This is a genomic window from Pseudomonas flavescens (assembly GCF_013408425.1).
Taxonomy (GTDB): Bacteria; Pseudomonadota; Gammaproteobacteria; order Pseudomonadales; family Pseudomonadaceae; genus Aquipseudomonas; species Aquipseudomonas fulva_A.
The window spans coordinates 2937877-2953052 of the sequence record NZ_JACBYV010000001.1 but is presented as its reverse complement, the minus strand read 5'-3'; the positions used below and the strand labels follow the sequence as shown (position 1 = coordinate 2953052).

15 protein-coding genes are annotated in these 15176 nt (G+C 65.3%); 12 read left to right on the top strand and 3 right to left on the bottom strand.

Annotation, left to right across the window (positions count from 1 at the left end; genetic code table 11):
• Nucleotides 1-396: 396 nt before the first annotated feature.
• Nucleotides 397-2439, bottom strand: a complete 2043-nt coding sequence (locus FHR27_RS13205; RefSeq protein WP_179538784.1) for a PhoX family protein — start codon at nucleotides 2437-2439, stop codon at nucleotides 397-399.
• 242 nt (nucleotides 2440-2681) lie between these two features.
• Between FHR27_RS13205 and FHR27_RS13200 the strand changes: the two genes are divergently transcribed.
• From FHR27_RS13200 to FHR27_RS13145, 12 genes are all read left to right on the top strand, one after another.
• A complete protein-coding gene (locus FHR27_RS13200; RefSeq protein ID WP_179538783.1) occupies nucleotides 2682-4313 on the top strand; it encodes a lipoprotein UxpA in 1632 nt (543 codons plus the stop codon).
• Entirely contained in the window at nucleotides 4310-4735 is a 426-nt protein-coding gene (locus tag FHR27_RS13195; protein ID WP_042551973.1) for a pilus assembly protein PilZ, read from the top strand. The genes FHR27_RS13200 and FHR27_RS13195 overlap by 4 nt, the downstream gene beginning before the upstream one ends.
• Nucleotides 4736-4756: 21 nt before the next feature.
• A complete protein-coding gene (gene gspD, locus FHR27_RS13190) occupies nucleotides 4757-6691 on the top strand; it encodes a type II secretion system secretin GspD (protein WP_373565153.1) in 1935 nt (644 codons plus the stop codon).
• A gap of 5 nt (nucleotides 6692-6696) precedes the next feature.
• Complete coding sequence (locus FHR27_RS13185) at nucleotides 6697-8145, top strand: GspE/PulE family protein (RefSeq protein ID WP_082045693.1); 1449 nt, start codon at nucleotides 6697-6699, stop codon at nucleotides 8143-8145.
• 2 nt (nucleotides 8146-8147) lie between these two features.
• A complete protein-coding gene (gene gspF / locus FHR27_RS13180) occupies nucleotides 8148-9350 on the top strand; it encodes a type II secretion system inner membrane protein GspF (RefSeq protein WP_179538781.1) in 1203 nt (400 codons plus the stop codon).
• 14 nt (nucleotides 9351-9364) lie between these two features.
• Nucleotides 9365-9799 (top strand): type II secretion system major pseudopilin GspG, encoded by a 435-nt coding sequence (gspG, locus tag FHR27_RS13175; RefSeq protein ID WP_179538780.1) that lies wholly within the window; start codon nucleotides 9365-9367, stop codon nucleotides 9797-9799.
• Between the two features lie 246 nt (nucleotides 9800-10045).
• Nucleotides 10046-10495, top strand: a complete 450-nt coding sequence (gene gspH, locus FHR27_RS13170) for a type II secretion system minor pseudopilin GspH (protein WP_042551968.1) — start codon at nucleotides 10046-10048, stop codon at nucleotides 10493-10495.
• Complete coding sequence (locus FHR27_RS13165) at nucleotides 10492-10857, top strand: type II secretion system protein (RefSeq protein WP_042551967.1); 366 nt, start codon at nucleotides 10492-10494, stop codon at nucleotides 10855-10857. The genes gspH and FHR27_RS13165 overlap by 4 nt, the downstream gene beginning before the upstream one ends.
• Complete coding sequence (locus FHR27_RS13160; RefSeq protein WP_179538779.1) at nucleotides 10854-11444, top strand: prepilin-type N-terminal cleavage/methylation domain-containing protein; 591 nt, start codon at nucleotides 10854-10856, stop codon at nucleotides 11442-11444. The genes FHR27_RS13165 and FHR27_RS13160 overlap by 4 nt, the downstream gene beginning before the upstream one ends.
• Nucleotides 11441-12547 carry a GspL/Epsl periplasmic domain-containing protein gene (locus FHR27_RS13155; protein WP_179538778.1) on the top strand — a complete coding sequence of 369 codons (1107 nt, stop codon included), beginning with the start codon at nucleotides 11441-11443 and terminating at the stop codon, nucleotides 12545-12547. Before FHR27_RS13160 ends, FHR27_RS13155 begins: the two co-directional genes overlap by 4 nt.
• A complete protein-coding gene (gene gspM / locus FHR27_RS13150) occupies nucleotides 12544-12930 on the top strand; it encodes a type II secretion system protein GspM (RefSeq protein WP_179538777.1) in 387 nt (128 codons plus the stop codon). The genes FHR27_RS13155 and gspM overlap by 4 nt, the downstream gene beginning before the upstream one ends.
• On the top strand, nucleotides 12927-13586 hold the full coding sequence (locus tag FHR27_RS13145) for a general secretion pathway protein GspN (protein ID WP_179538776.1): 660 nt from the start codon (nucleotides 12927-12929) through the stop codon (nucleotides 13584-13586). Before gspM ends, FHR27_RS13145 begins: the two co-directional genes overlap by 4 nt.
• Nucleotides 13587-13596: 10 nt before the next feature.
• On the opposite strand, the gene FHR27_RS13140 is transcribed toward FHR27_RS13145, so the two are convergent.
• Both FHR27_RS13140 and FHR27_RS13135 read right to left on the bottom strand, forming a co-directional pair.
• Nucleotides 13597-14100 (bottom strand): L,D-transpeptidase family protein, encoded by a 504-nt coding sequence (locus tag FHR27_RS13140; protein ID WP_179538775.1) that lies wholly within the window; start codon nucleotides 14098-14100, stop codon nucleotides 13597-13599.
• Between the two features lie 229 nt (nucleotides 14101-14329).
• Nucleotides 14330-15052, bottom strand: a complete 723-nt coding sequence (locus FHR27_RS13135; protein WP_179538774.1) for a pirin family protein — start codon at nucleotides 15050-15052, stop codon at nucleotides 14330-14332.
• Between the last annotated feature and the right edge of the window lie 124 nt (nucleotides 15053-15176).

Here is a 15176-nt window from a genome sequence, read left to right as displayed (position 1 = left end):
TGCCGTTGTCATTGATCGCGGCCTGCGCACCGGGTATTCAGATGAATTGACGGTACGTCCGCGGATCGCCGGCAAGCCGGCTCCTACAGGATCGGTGTGCCTGCAAGATGGTCGTCCGGCACTGCATTCGTAGGAGCGTCGCCCCCGGCGCGAATGCGCTGGTGGCCAGCTCTGAGGATACGTGGTGATCCAATCCGTAGGAGCCCGCTTGCGGGCGATGCGGTCGTGCTCACCCAGCGGATGGCATGCCGTTGCCAGCAATCGCAGGCTACGCACCGGGTGCTTTGGTAGCCGGTGTCGAGCGTGGCGATACACGGAAAGAAGGGCCTGGATGTCGCGGTGCTCGATCCAGGCTAAGAGATACGGCACGAGATGACCCCGTGCCGCGTGGGCCGGTCAGACGCCGATTTCGCCACCGTCGTTGCGCTGGATCACCACCGTGGAGGCGCGTGGGCGGACGCTGGTGCCGGCTGGCGTTTCGTCCGTGGCGACGTCGGTGGATGGCCAGTTACCCGGGTGCTGGATGTTGACGAAGATGGTCTTGTTGTCCGGCGTGAAGGCGATGCCGGTCACTTCGCTGCCGTTCGGGCCAACGAAGAAACGGCGCAGATCCACCTGATTCTGAGCATTGACCGGGACTTGCTTGCCGCTGGCATCGACCAGGTTGGTGGGGATTACCGCCAGCATCTGGTCGTTGGTGTAGCTGGTCACGCTCGATTCGCCGTTGTCGGTCTGGATCCAGAGAATCCCGCGGCTGTCGAAGCTCATGCCATCCGGGCTGGCGAACTGGTTGAGTTCGGTCAGGCCGGAGCGGTTGATGTCGGGGGTGCCCGAGGCGTTGGCGCCGAACACGAAGATATCCCAGGCAAAGCTGAGCTGATCGTCGCTGTCATGCCAGCGGATCACGTGACCGTGACGGTTCGGGCCGCGTGGGTTGGCAGCGTCGACCGCGGCCGCAGTGCGCGCGCTGTTGTTGGTCAGGGTCAGGTAAACGTCGCCATTGAGCGGGTTGACGGCGGTCCACTCCGGGCGGTCCATCGGCGTCGCGCCGACGGCATCGGCCGCGCCGCGGGTGTTGAGGATGATCCCCGGCAGGTCGGTGAACTTGGTGCCCAGGGTGCTGCCGTCGGTGGTCTGGGTGGCCGCTACCAGAGGGATCCAGGCACCGGTGCCGTCGGCATCGAAGCGGGCGACGTACAGGGTGCCGCTGTCCATGTACTTGGCACCGGTGGCCAGGCGGTCGCTCGGGTTGGCATCGGCAGCGTCCCACACCGCGTCGGAGACGAACTTGTACAGGTACTCATTGTTCGAGTCATCACCGGTGTAGAACACCACCGGCTTGCCGACTACCGGCAGCGCCGGCCAGCAGCCTTCGTGGCGAATACGGCCCAGGGCGGTACGCTTCACGGCACGGGTGCTGGAATCGTACGGATCGATCTCGACGATGTAGCCATAGGTGCTGGCTTCGTTGCGGTAGTCGTCGGTCGCCGACGCACCGCTCGGGGTGATGTTGAAACGGGTGAATTCGTCGTTCTGTTCCGAGGCATCCCCGGCAGCGGTTTCCCAGCCATAGCGGCCAGTGCTGGTACCGACACCGATACGTGACTGATCGGCAGGACGGGGGGAGGTGTTGATGAAGATCGACGGCCAGTTCTCTTCGCAGGTCAGATACGTGCCCCACGGGGTGTAGCCGTTGCCGCAGTTGTTGTTGGTGCCGCGGGTTTCGGTGCCGTTGATCGAGAACTTGGTCTTGACGTGGTCGGTGCCGCGCAGCGGGCCGGAAATATCCATCACGGTGGCGGTGGTGAAGCGACGGTTCAGCGGATCGTTATCGACGACCTGCCAGCGGCCGCTGACCTTGCTGATGCGGATCACACCCGCGCCATGGGCGTTGATCTCCTTGCGCACTTCTTCGGCTGGGCGCCGGCCGTTGACCGTGGTCTGGCCGTTCGGGTGCAGGGCGTCTTCGTCGATGTATTCGTAGTTGATCGCCATCAGGCCATCATCGGAGCTGCCGTTGATGGGGAAGAAGTGCATGCCGTCGTGGTGCATGCCTGCCGAGTTTTCCTGCTCGGTGGAGGTGTTGCTGCCATCCGCTTTCCAGGTGCCACCGGCGCTGTTGAACGGCGTTCCCCAAGGGGCCAGCACATAGGCGCTGTAACCGGCAGCTACCACGCAGGCATCGGTGCGCGAGCCGGCAATCGACTGGAAGCCGAGAGCCAGTTTCGGCTCGGCGGGTGGCTCGGTGGAAGGGCTGTCATTGCTGGAACCGCCGCTGTCGAAACAGCCGGTGAGGCCGGTGCCCGCGATCATGGCGATCGCGGCGCCCAGGCCACCGCGCATCACGCTGCGGCGGCTCAGGTACGAATCCAGAACCGATGCCATCGGCAGGTTGCCACTGGGGTTGCGGTCCAGGTTATCGCCGGTATCTCGACTCATCAGGTCATGTCCTTTTTCTGTTGAAGCGGCTTGAGGAAACCGGGACTTTAGAGACCGAATGTGATGATTTTCTGGCAGTTCTGTTAACGGCTATTGAAAGCTTTGTGACGCTACCTTTCTGATTTATCTGATTTTTTCGATTGATGACCGAGGTATGGCTGTCGAATAACCGCCATTAAACTGTCACATAAGCTGCCCAGTATCCCGCCCCGACAATGCATAAAGATGAGGCGAGCGGGGCGATGACGAACATCGGCAGACGTGAAGTGATGAGCTGGATGGGCATCGGTGCAATGGCCCCGATGCTCAGCGCCTGCTCGGGCTTCGCAACCCCGCGGCAGAATGGCCAATCCGAACTGGAATTGCTGTATTTCGCCGATACCCTGGATGCCCGCCAGCCGGGTCAACCGGTGGTGCCGGCCACTCGACTGGGGCCGGTTTCCCACCTTGGGCGAGCGCCCTGGCTCAGTGGCAGCAATGCCCACCAGGCCCGCAGCGAACTCAATCCGCTGCTCGATGCGCGCCTGGCCGAAGGCGTCAGTACCGGTGGTTACGCCGTACTGGGTGCCTTGCTGGAAGAGCTGCGTCAGCGCCACGGCGCCGAGCGCTGCCTGACCCTGGAGAACGGCCAGGGCTGGAACGGCAGTGGGCTGGCCTATCTGACCCAGGGAGAGAGTGGCGCGCAGGGTAGCCAGTTGCTGGGCAGCGAGGTGCGGGTCAGCAGCGATGAACGCGTGCTGTGGCCACAACGCTGTGCCGGCCTTTATCGGCATTTCGCTCGGCCCGTCGTCGGTGCCGGCCTTGCAGACGCCGAGGCGCTGGGTAGCGAGCCTTTCACCATCATCCGGCGCGCCGGGGTGCGGATCGCGGTAGTGGGGATTACCGACCCTTATGCCGGGGATCAGAATGCCTCACTGAAACAGTGGTACCAATCGCTGCTACCGGCCTTCAGGGAAGCACGTGCCCAGGCCGATCTGGTCATCGCCCTGGCCGATGTGGGGACCGGTCCCGGCCTGTGGCTGGCCGAACGACTGAGCGATGCCGATCTGCTGTTGTGTGCCCGTGGTCAGGACTTCTGGCCGGCGCCGATCGAGGTGCTGCAGAGCAGCGGCAGACGGGTGCCGGTGGTGCTGGGCGGCTGCCGGGCCAGCGGTGCCTTTCATATCGCTTGCCAGCGGCAGGCGGGGCAATGGACCTTCGTCGCGCGCTTTCACCCAGCGTTCGAACATCTGCTGTCCCCGGCAGGTCAGGCGCATGCGGCGCGCCTGCGGACGCAGTTGCAGGGCCAGCGAGCGCCTCACGCCGCCTGGCTCGATCAGCCCCTGGCCAAGGCGCCGCAGGCGCTGTGGCGTCGCGACACCCGGGGTGGCAGCTGGGACCGCCTGCTGCATCAGGCGCTCTCCGATGACGGCCAGATGCAGGTGTTGCTGCCTGGCCTGCGTTACGACAGCCCGGTAGCCGCTGGCCAGGCGATTACCCGAGAACAACTGATCAGCCTGACTGGCGGCTATCCGGCCCCCGTCGTGGAGGCGCCGGTAAAGCCGCTCGAAAGCGTGCTGGAAAACGCAGCCGATCAACTGTTCGGCGATCCCCTGTTGCTCGACAACAGCCAGGATCTGCCGCGCTGGCAGGGGCAGGCCTGGCAGGTCAACTACAGCCCGACCGGCAAGCGGGTTTCCGGTCTGGCTCCACTCGACGGCCTGTGCCGCAGCGTGTCACTGACCGATGACGCCAGCCCAGGCGAACCCCTCTGGCAGCGTGTGGAAGCCTGGCTGACCAGGCAGCCAAGCGACTGGCAGCTACCTGCTCTGCATCTGCCCAGCGTGCGTTACGTACAGGGCCATCCCGGCTGGCATCCCAGAGGCGTCAGTTGATCAGCGCGCAGCGACTGTGGAGCGGCTTTTGGCTGACCCTCGGTGCCTGGCTGGCGGCGCAGTGCGTATTGCAGCTCAGCCGTGAACCGCAACCGGCCCGTGCCGCTGCCGTCGATGTGGCAGCGCCCCCTGGCCTGCTGGTGGGCCACTGGCAACTGAATGCCGATGGCGACGCACTGCCGCTCACGCGCCTGCCGATCCAGTACCTGGGCGGGCTGCGCGCGGTGCCGCTGAGCGCCACCGTGGTGGTGTTGCGCTACGGCGAGCAGGTCCGCAGCTTCAGCCGTGGGCAACGCCTGGGGCCCGGCATCGTGCTGCAGGACATCGACGAAACAGGGCTTATTTTCGATAACCAGGGGCGGCGCGAGCGCCTGCCCTGGCCGCCACGGCCTGCCGTGACCGGCTTCAAGCGGCAAGGATAAGAGATGATCGTTCGCTACTGCCTGGCCGCTCTGCTGGCCTTGGGCTCGACCCAGTCTCTGGCCGATGACGTGCTGGATCTGCCGGTCGCCGAGTCGCCGCTGTACGAGGTGAATTTCGTCGACACCGAGCTCAGCGAGTTCATCGACAGCGTGTCGCAGATCACCGGGACGACCTTTATCGTCGACCCGCGGGTCAAGGGCAAGGTCACCGTGCGCACGGTCGAGCGCCATGACAGCGAAGCGATCTACGACATCTTCCTCGCGCAACTGCGTGCCCAGGGTTTCGCCGCGGTCAATCTGCCTAACGGCAGCGTGAAGATTCTCCCCGATCAGGCGGCGCGCCTGGAGCCGGTGCCCGTGGACCCCAGCGGCGGGCAGCAGGCGGGCGGCGATGGTATCGCCACCCGGGTATTCAGCGTACGCAACGCTGCCAGCGAACAGCTGCTCGGCATCCTCAAGCCGCTGATCGACCCTCGGGTGGGTGTCATCACACCGTATCCCGCCGCCAACCTGCTGGTGGTCACCGACTGGCGCAGCAATCTGGAACGTATCGATCGTCTATTGGCCGAGCTCGATCAGGTCAGTGACGAGCCGTTGCAGGTGATGCCCCTGCAGCATGCCAGCGCTGCCGACACCAGCGTGCTGATCACTCGCCTGCTGGCCAGCGAGAAGGGCGGCGACAGCGCCCAGGTGATCGCCGATCCGCGCAGCAACGCCTTGCTGGTACGAGGCAGTGCCGATAGCCGCGAAAGGGTGCGCGCCCTGCTGACACAACTGGATCGGCCGGGTGGCGAACTGCGCAGCTCCAATACCCAGGTGATCTACCTGCGCCATGCCAACGCCAGTGAGGTGGTGAAGGTGTTGCGCGGTCTCAGTCAGGAGGCCCCCCAGGCCCCCGGCGAGGGCACGGAGGGCGTCCAGGCTGCGCGCCTGCCGATCAGTGATTCGGGGGTACGCCTGGAGTACGAGGAGGGCACCAACGCAGTGGTGATGGTCGGCCCGGACAGCGAGCTGGCAGCCTACCGCTCCATCGTCGAACAACTGGACATCCGCCGTGCTCAAGTGGTGGTCGAGGCGATCATCGCCGAGGTCTCCGATTCCCGTGCCGAAGAGCTGGGCGTGCAGTGGCTGTTCGCCGACGAGAAACTTGGCGCCGGGGTGGTCAACTTCAGCGCGGGCGGCGCGAACATCGCGGGTATCGCCGGTGCGGCGGCCAGTGGTGACAATGCCGCCCTTGGTGAGCTGCTTTCGGGGGTCAACGGCGCGACCGCCGGCATCGGCCATTTCGGTGGCGGGTTCAATTTCGCCGTGCTGCTCAACGCGTTGAAGAGCAAGAGCGGCTTCAACCTGCTGTCCACGCCGACGCTGCTGACCCTGGACAACGCCGAGGCGTCGATTCTGGTTGGCCAGGAAGTGCCTTTCGTCACCGGTTCGGTGACCCAGAACAACAGCAACCCGTACCAGACCATCGAGCGCCGCGAGGTCGGTGTGAAGTTGCGCATCAAGCCGCAGATCAATATCGACAACAGCGTGCGTCTGGATATCGTTCAGGAAGTGTCTTCGATCGCCGACTACGCCTCGGCCAGCGATGTGATCACCAACAAGCGCGAGATCAAGACCAAGGTGATGGTCGAGGACAATGGCCTGATCATTCTCGGCGGGCTGATCAGCGATGAAGTCAGCAATACGGATCAGAAAGTACCGCTGCTCGGTGACATTCCCGGGCTCGGCCGGCTGTTTCGTTCCTCCGGCAAGAGCGGCGTCAAACAGAACCTGATGGTGTTCATTCGTCCGCGCATCCTGCGTGACGGGCCAAGCATCGCCAGTTTCAGCGCCGACAAATACCAGAATCTGCAGCGCGAGACGGCGCTCAAATTACCCGCGCTGGATGGCGATGCCCGGCTGCAGCAGCTCTTCCCGGCAAGCCGCGCACGCCTCGATGGAGGCGCCTGGTAATGAGCCTGTTGCCCTACCGTCTGGCCCGTCAGGCCGGCCTGGCCTGGGTGCCCAGCGAGGGTAGCTGGAGCCTGTGGCTGTGCGATGACGCCGACAGCGACCAGTTGCAGGAACTGTTGCGTGTCGAAGGTGCGCCCGGCGCGGTGTGTCACTTGCCGCGGGCCGAGTTCGAACGGCGCCTGGGCCAGCTGTACCAGGCCGGCGAGGGGGCGAATGCGGCGCTGATCGAGGGCATTGGCGAACAGGTCGATCTCGACAGCCTGATGAATGACATGCCACGCATCGAGGACCTGCTCGAGAGCGACGACGAGGCGCCGGTGATCCGCCTGATCAATGGCCTGTTCGCCCAGGCGCTGCAGTTGCAGGCCTCGGATATCCATATCGAGACCTTCGAGCAGAGCCTGGTGGTGCGCCTGCGCATCGACGGCCACCTGCGCGAGGTTCTGCGCCCGCCACGGGCGTTGTCAGCCATGCTGGTGTCGCGGATCAAGGTCATGGCACGGCTGGACATCGCCGAAAAACGCCAGCCCCAGGATGGCCGCATCACCCTGCGGGCCGCCGGCCGCGAGGTCGACGTGCGGGTTTCCACGCTGCCGGGCATTCATGGCGAGCGGGTGGTGATGCGTGTGTTGGACAAGCAGGCCAGCCTGCTGGCGCTGCCCAACCTGGGAATGCCGCCTGCCGTGGAGCAGGGCTTGCGTGCCTGTCTGGGCCGCCCCAACGGCATCGTGCTGAGCACCGGCCCGACCGGCTCGGGCAAGACCACCACCCTCTACGCCAGCCTCAACAGCCTGAATGACGGCAGCCGCAACATCCTCACCGTCGAAGACCCGGTGGAATACGCCATCACCGGTATCGGCCAGACCGCCATCAACCCGCGTGCCGGGCTGACATTCGCCAGTGGCCTGCGGGCGATCCTGCGTCAGGACCCGGACGTGATCATGCTTGGCGAAATCCGTGATCGGGAAACCGCGCAGATTGCCGTGCAGGCCAGTCTCACCGGGCATCTGGTGTTGTCGACGCTGCATACCAACAGCGCAGTGGGCGCCGTGACGCGGCTGCGCGACATGGGTATCGAGCCCTTCCTGATCGCCTCCTGCCTGCGTGGCGTGCTCGCCCAGCGCCTGGTGCGCCGCCTGTGCAGTTGCGCCGAGCGTAGACCCTTGCAGGCCGCCGAACGGCAGTTGATGCCGGAGCTGGCCGGCCTCGAGTACAGCTTTCATCCGGTCGGCTGCGAAGAGTGCCAGGGTTGCGGTTATCAGGGCCGCCTGGGGCTCTACGAATTCATCGAGCTGGATGCCGGGCTGATCGCGCTGCTGTACAGCGGCGCCAGCGAGGTGAGCATGCAGGCCTACCTCGAGGATCGTCGGCAGAGCCTGTCGGCCATGGCCTGCGACTGCCTGGCACGCGGCGACACCAGCCTCGCTGAAGTGCTGCGTGCGGTGCAGGGCTGAGTATGCCGACCTATCGCTATCAGGCCGTCGACCTGGCTGGCAAGCCGCACAAGGCCAGTCTGCAGGCGGACAGCGAGCGCCACGCCCGGCAGCTGCTGCGCGAGAGCGGCTTGTTCGCCCGCGAGTTGCATCGTCACGACCCGCAAAGCCGGCAGCCGCGCCGCCAGCGGGTCAGCCGTGCGCAACTGTGCGAGCTGACCCGGCAACTGGCGACCCTCACCGGCGCAGGCATTCCGCTGGTCGACGCACTGGGTACTCTGGAGCGGCAGCTGGTCCAGCCAGCGCTGCGCAGCCTGCTGGTGGCGGTGCGCGGCTCCCTCGCCGAGGGCGTTGGCCTGGCCCGCAGCCTGGCGCGTCAGGGCGGCGTGTTCTCGACGCTGTATTGCGCGCTGGTCGAGGCGGGCGAGCGCTCCGGTCGCCTGGCCCAGGTGCTCGAGCGCCTGGCCGAGCACCTGGAACAGGTCCAGCGGCAACAGCACAAGGCCCGCACCGCGCTGATATATCCGGCCGTGCTGATGGGCGTTTCCCTGGCCGTGGTGATCGGCCTGATGACCTTCGTGGTGCCCAAACTCACCGAACAGTTCACCCATGCCGGGCAGAGCCTGCCGTGGATCACCACGCTGCTGATCGGCATCAGCAATACGCTGGTGCTGCTCGGCCCCTGGCTGCTGGGAGCGGCACTGCTGGCGGCATTGGTCGGCAAGCTGCTGCTGCGCAAGCCGCACTGGTGCCTGCGCCGCGATGACCTGCTGCTGCGCCTGCCCCAGGTCGGCGTGCTCCTGCAGGTCCTGGAGAGTGCCCGGCTGTCGCGCAGCCTGGCGATCCTCGCCGGCAGTGGCGTGCCATTGCTCGAAGCCCTGCAAGTGGCGACCGCCACGGTCAACAACCGGCGCATCCGCCTGGCCCTGGAGCGGGTCGGCAGCGAGGTGAAGGGCGGCGTCAGCTTGCACCGCGCTCTGGAGGCCAGCGGCCATTTTCCACCGTTGCTGCTGAACATGGTCGCCAGTGGCGAAGCCAGCGGCACCCTGCCGGACATGCTCGAACGCGTGGCGGACAACCAGGAGCGTGGCTTCGCCCGCCAGGTGGACACCGCCATGGCGCTATTCGAACCCCTGATGATTCTGGTGATGGGCGGCGTGGTGCTGTTCATCGTAATGGCCGTGCTGCTGCCGATCATGCAGCTCAATCAGGGCCTGACACTTTGAAGAGGAAAGCCATCATGTGCAGCAATCGTTTCACTCAACGGGGCTTCACCCTGATGGAAATCATGGTGGTGATCTTCATCATGGGGCTGTTGATCGCCGTGGTTGCGCCCAGCGTGCTGGGTAGCCAGGACAAGGCCATGAAGCAGAAGGTGATGGCCGATCTGTCGACCTTCGAACAGGCCCTGGACATGTACCGCCTCGACAACCTGCGCTTCCCCAGTAACGAGCAGGGGCTGTCGGCCCTGGTGATCAAACCCACCGTCGAACCGCTGCCGCGCTCCTGGCGCGCTGACGGTTACATCCGCCGCTTGCCGCAGGACCCGTGGGGCAATTCCTACCAGTACCGCAGCCCGGGCGAGCATGGTCGGGTCGATGTCTATTCGTTGGGCGCCGATGGCATCGCGGGCGGCGAGGGCATCGATGCCGACCTGGGCAACTGGGAGCTTTGAGACGTTGCCATGAACCGGAATGACAGCGGGGTGGAAGGCCCTTACGTAGGATGGACAACGCCGTTTTTTTCCACCGTTGCGATCGTGAGCGGTGGGCGGGTGAAGCGTCGTCCATCCTGCGTGGCTGATGCCATTGTGGATGAACCGGTACGTTGGGTGGACAACGCTCTTTTTGTCCACCATTGCGATCGTGAGCGGTGGGCGGGCAAAGCGTCGTCCACCCTACATGGCCGGGAGCTCTGGTAGGTGTCCAGGCAGCGCGGTTTCAGCCTGCTGGAGCTGCTGGTCGTGCTGTTCATCGCCGGCTTGCTGACCAGCCTCAGTGTGGCCTGGCTCGACAGCGGTCAGGCGCCGGCACAGCAGGCGCTGGAGCGCCTTGCCGCGGCCAGCCGCGCTCAGGCCGCAGTGGCGCTGCATGCCGGACAGATTCATGGCCTGCGCTGGAATGGCCAGCGCCCGGAGTTCGTGCGCCAGGTACGCGACAACGATCAACTGCACTGGCAGGTCGAGGCGGTCGCATTGGGGGAGTGGCCGGCAATGTTGCGACCTGACTGGCCGGCTGCCGGTGAGCCGCGTCTGGTCTTCACGCCAAACGGGGTCGGTCGTCCGCAGGCACTGCGCTGGCATTGGCCCGATGGAGGCGAACGGTGGCAGTGGGACAGCGCCGGTCGCTTGCAGCGGACGTCGCTGCCATGAAGCGCCAACGGGGTTTCACCCTGCTTGAAGTGACGGTCGCCCTGGGTATCGCCGCCACGCTGGCGGTCATGACCAGCCAGGTGCTGCGCCAGCGCCTGGCCGTACAGCAGAGCGTCCAGCAGCATCAACTGGGGGCGTTGTGTGCTCGTGAGCTGGAGGCACGCTTCGCGGTCGAGCAGCTCTGGCCTGCGCAGAACAGCCTCGCTGGCGTTCTTGCCCAGGGCCACGAGAACTGTCACTGGCAACTGCAGATGCAGGGCACCGGTGTGCGGGATCTGCGGCGTGCCGAGTTGAGCCTGTTCGCTGATGGCGATCGCCGCGAGTCGCTGGGGCTGTATCAACTGTTTCTGGTGCGCCCATGAGGGGCAGGCAGCGCGGTTTGACCCTGGTGGAACTGCTGGTCGCCCTGGCGTTGACGGCGTTGCTGGGTGTGCTTCTGGCGGCCCTGGTCAATGGCTGGATCAACGTTCGTGAGCGCTTGGCGCAAGGTTCTGCAGGGATGCCGGTTCTGGATTTCTGTCTGGCACTGGAGCGTCGTTTCGATACCACCGTGCTGCGTCAGCTCCATGAGCGGCGGTTACCGCTGGCCTTCAACTGGCTGGACTGGCGGCCGGACGAGCTGCAACTGCAGTGGGTCGCGCTGGGTGCCTGGCCGAGTGCCGAGGGCGGTGCCCGTCTGCAGCGTCAGCGTCTTGATTACGACCGCCGCAGCCAGCGTCTGCTGCTGCACACCTCCAGCGATCTGTACGCCGCAGCCGCACCTGTCTGGGCACTGCGCGAGCAGCTGGATCGGGTGGAAGCGGTGAGTTTTACCTTTCGTCAGGACAGCCGCTGGCTGGCCTGGCCATCGACGGACAGGTTGCGACCCGACAGGGGCGTGCGCCTGACTTTTCAGCGGGATGGAGCACCCTATGTCTGTACGTTCGCCCTGCCGTGGGGCCGTTCATGAAGCGTGAGCGCTGGCGCCGCCGCGCGGCACGGCCCTGGCTGTTATTGCGCCCGGGCGCGGATGCCCAGGCCTGGCAATGGGCGCGGGTAGAGCAGGGGCGCGTGCAGGCGTCAGGTTGTGGTGCGCCGCCGCCGATCACGGGCGCACGGGTGGCATTGGTGCTGCCGGGTGAGCTGTGCAGCCACTTTCAGGTGCCCGCGCCGCCTGGGCTGAAGCGTCACGAGTGGCCGTTGTTGCTCGAGGATCGCCTGCTGCAGAGCGCTCAGGATCTGGCCTGTGGCTGCCTGGCCCGCGAGCCCGGCTCCATGCAACTGGTCTGCGTCGAACAAACGCTGCTGGATGGCTGGCTGGCCCGGTGCGCCGAGTGGCAACTCGATGTGCAGCGTTGCTGGGCGCAGTTCCAGCTATTACCGGTGCCGGCCCCAGGCTCGGCATGGTGCTGGCGACAGGACGCCGGCGCGAGCCTGTTCGTCGGTCGCAGTGCCGAGGCGCGCCTGCACTGGCTGGCCTGGCCAGTCGCGCTTCAGGCGGCAACGCCTGCCGGTGTTTGGCGCGAGCTCGAGATGCACACGGTCGAGGGCGATTGGCCCGAGCCTCTCGCCGCGCTGGATGGCATGCCCAGCCTGTTCGAGCGGCGCCGGGGCAAACGTCAGGTCCGCCAGATGAGCCCTGGCCTCTGGCGCCTGCCTGCTGCCTGTCTGGCCGTGGCCGTGCTCTGGGCTGGCCTGTGGTCCAGCCAGCAGTGGCGGCAGCAGGGCGTCTATCAGGCGCAGGTGGAAGCGCTGGTCGGGCCGGTCGCATCATTGCGCGAAGCCGCGCAGCGGGTGAGGCAGCAGCGTCTGGGCGCGGATGAGCGACAGCTTCGCTTGCGGCAACTGGAACATCTGCAGACCGAACTCGATGGCTGGTTGCGGGCCAACGGGAGCTGGCAATTGAGCGCTGCGCGGTTCGATGGTCAGCGCTGGGCACTGCGTCTGCAGGGGCATGAGGTCATCGACGATGCACCCTGGCAAGCGATGGCCAGCGCCATAGGCGTGGCGGTGCAGGTGACTCAAGCAGGCGACGCTCTCAATCTGACCTTCGACCTGGGAGCCGCATCATGAGGCTGAATCTCGAAGGACGCGGCGTACGAATACTGGCGGTGGCGATCATCGCCGTGTTGCTGGGGCTGCTGGCCTGGCGTGAAGGCCAGCAGCGCTGGCAGACGTTTGGCCAATGGCAGGCGCTGGCCCAGTCGGCCCAAGCCCTGCGGGCCGCCAGGACACTGACCGTCGATGACCTGCAGCAGGTCGCCAAGGCCCGTGCAATCAGCATCGAAACGCTGGAGCCTGGCAGTGAAGAGTGGCTGGTGCGCGGGCGGTTGAAGGATGAGCGCGTGCTACAGGACTGGCTCCAGCAGTTGGAGGGAGAGGGTGCACGACCGTTGCGCTGGGGGCTGCGGCGTGACGACTCGGCGCTGCACTTCGAATTGGCGTTGCAACGATGACGCGGCGTCGTTGGCTGTGGGCATTGCTGGTCTTTGTCATGACGCTGCTGGTCGAGCTGCCCGCCCGCTGGCTGTTGGCGCCGCTGCCCGTCCCGCTGGCAGGCATCAGCGGCAGTATCTGGCAGGGGCAGGCCGAGCGCCTGGGCGATCTCGGCCCGTTGCGCTGGAATTGGCAACCCTGGCGGCTCAGCGCACAGGCGAGCGCTGGCTATCAGGGGCAGCGCTGGCAACTGCAGGTGTCCGGCTGGCCCTGGGCCTGGCATGCCTCGTTGCAACCCGCCAGCGATCCACATACGTTCGTGACCGGTTACCGCTTGGCAGGGCAATGGCAGGGCAGCATCGAGTTGAAAGGCCGTGGAACACGCTGCCTGTCAGCCAACGGGAATTTACAGGGTGATGATCTGGCGCTGCTCGCACCCTGGCAGCTGGACCTGGGACGTGCGCGTGTGGCGCTCGATTGCAGCGCTGGCTGGAAATTGGCAGGGCAGTTGAGCCTGGCTGGGCAGCATCATGCCGACCTGGCGGCCGATCTGCTCGCCAGGCAAGCCAGGTTGACGGGGCGAGTCGAGCCTGGCGCGGCACTGCAACCGGTGCTGGTCAGTGCGCAGTGGCTGGCGCCTGGCGGCAGTGAGGTGGCGCGCAGTATCCGTTGGTAATCACGCCCTTTCAGGGACGAATCTCGATCAGCGTGCCGTCTTTCACCAGGCCCCAGACCTCGCGCATGTCGGCGTTCTTCATGGCGATGCAGCCTTCGGTCCAGTCCAGCGTGTGGAAGAACCACTCAGGGTATTCGTCGTCCACTGGCGTACCGTGGATCATGATCATGCTGCCCGGCTTCACCCCGGCGGCTTTGGCCTGGGCCTGATCGCGGGCGTTGGGGTAGGAGATGTGCATGGATAGCTGGTAGTTCTCGCTCTTGCGGCGCCAGTCGATCCAGTAGAAGCCTTCCGGCGTGCGCAGGTCGCCTTCGCGCTGCTTGGCACCGAGCGGCTGCTTGCCCAGGGAAATGCGATAGGACTTGAGCGTTTCACCCTGGCCGATCAGGTACAGCCGACGCTGGGACTTTTCCACCAGGATCTTGTCGACGGTCGCGGCGGGGGAGGCAGGCGCGGTGGCAGCCTGACCAGCGAAGGTCAGAGAGAGCAGGGTGAAGGCGAGCAACCAACGCATGGGATTTCGACTGAGCGGATGGCCGGCGGGCGGCGGAGGCTCATTCTAAGGCAGGCGTATAGGAGCGCCTAGGGGATCGCGACAAGAGCCGCCATTGGTATCGGTAGCCTGGCGTAGAGCGAAGCGAAACCCGGGAGGCGGTATCTGGTCTGCCCAAGGCTACCGAAGCGGGCAGCGACACCCAGGGGAATCCCCCAGGTATCGCCGCTCGACGCCGGGCTACTGCCTGTCAGTACAGCGACGGCAGTTCGTTGGGGCGCAGATCGAACACCAGCACTTCGGCCTGTTCGCCGTTGCTCAGGTGCAGATCACGCACATCGCGCAGCCGTACGCCATCGCCTGCCTGCAGCGGCTGTCCGTTCAGTTCGACGCTGCCGCGAGCGACGTGAACGTAGGCATAGCGGTTCTCGTCGAGCTGCAACTGAGCCTGCTCGGCGCCGTCGAACAACCCGGCATACACCCGCGCACTCTGCCGCACGGTCAGCGAGCCATCGGCGCCGTCCGGCGAGATGATCAACTGCAGGCGGCCGCGTTTCTGCGCCTCGCTGAAGTGCTCCTGCTGGTAGCGTGGCTCGGCCTGGCGCTCGCTCGGCACTATCCAGATCTGCAGAAAGTGCACCGAGTCGCTGCGCGAGTGGTTGAACTCGCTGTGCGAAACACCGGTTCCTGCGCTCATCAGTTGCACGTCGCCAGGGCGGATCACCGAGCCGGTACCCAGGCTGTCCTTGTGCTCGAGAGCACCTTGCAGCACATAGGAGAAGATCTCCATGTTGCGGTGCGGATGCTCGCCGAAGCCCTGACCGGCAGCCACGGTGTCATCGTTGATGACCAGCAGGTCCGAGAAACCTCTTTCTTTCGGGTTGTTGTAACTGGCGAAAGAGAAGGTGTGAAAGGAGTTGAGCCAGCCATGGTTGGCGTGGCCACGATCGGTCGATTTACGGATAGCCAGCATGATGAATCCTCCTGTTGATGATCGCTGCCTGATTCGGCTGCATGGGGGAAGTCTACTGACTATCTGTGGATTGATTAACTTGCTGTAAATGGACTTATTGTCTTCTTTGGGTTGACTATTGCGT